Here is an 881-nt window from a genome sequence, read left to right as displayed (position 1 = left end):
GCACCCGCCCCGACCTGCTCCTCCTCAACGACGGCGACCTCACCTACGCCAAGATCCGTCTCGACCCCACCTCCTGGGACACCGCCCTGGACGCCCTGCCCGGCCTGCCCGGCGCCCTCTCCCGGGCCGTCCTGTGGAACGCCGCCCGCGACATGGTCCGCGACGGCGACCTCACCCCCGCCGCCTACCTCGACGCGGCCCGCACTCACCTGTCCCACGAGAGCGATGTCGCCGTCGTCCGCGCCGTCCTCGCCTTCGCCCGCGACCAGATCACCGACCGCTACCTCACCCCCGCCGACCGCCCCGCGGCCCTCACCGCCCTCACCGGCCTCGCCGCAGAACTCCTCGACCGCACCCGGCGGCAAACCGAGCACGCCGAGGACACCGCAGCACAGGGCCTGCGCCTCACCGCCGTCCGCACCTTCATCGACAGCACCACCGACCCCGACACCCTCCAGGCCTGGCTCCACGACGGCACCGTCCCCGCCGGCCCCGCCCTCGACCCCGAACTGCGCTGGCGCGCCCTCGCCCGACTCGCCGTCCTCGGCGCCACCACCCCCGCGGCCATCGACACCGAGCTCGCCCGTGACCCCAGCGCCGCCGGCGGGGAAGGCGCGGCCCGCTGCCACGCCGCCCTGCCCGACCCCGCCGCCAAGGAAACCGCCTGGCGGGCCATGTACGACCCCGGGCACCGCCCCGAACTCTCCAACTACCTCTTCACCGCCACCGCCCAGGGCTTCTGGCAGCCCGAACAGCACACCCTCGTCCGCCCCTACCTCGACCGCTACTACCCCGAAGCCGTCGCCCTCGCCGCCCGCCGCGGCCCCGCCCTGGCCACCGCGGCAGGCGCCGCCGGCTTCCCCCGCCCCCTCGTCGAACAG

At 76.0% G+C, this 881-nt stretch carries 1 protein-coding gene; it reads left to right on the top strand.

Going from position 1 to position 881, the window contains the following annotated elements; genetic code table 11:
• Positions 1 to 881 (top strand): ERAP1-like C-terminal domain-containing protein (locus ACSNOH_RS34935; protein ID WP_436725464.1); only part of this gene is annotated, 881 nt, incomplete at both ends.

The organism is Streptomyces sp. URMC 127, from assembly GCF_051386535.1.
Taxonomy (GTDB): Bacteria; Actinomycetota; Actinomycetes; order Streptomycetales; family Streptomycetaceae; genus Streptomyces.
This window is presented reverse-complemented; position numbering and strand designations above follow the sequence as displayed.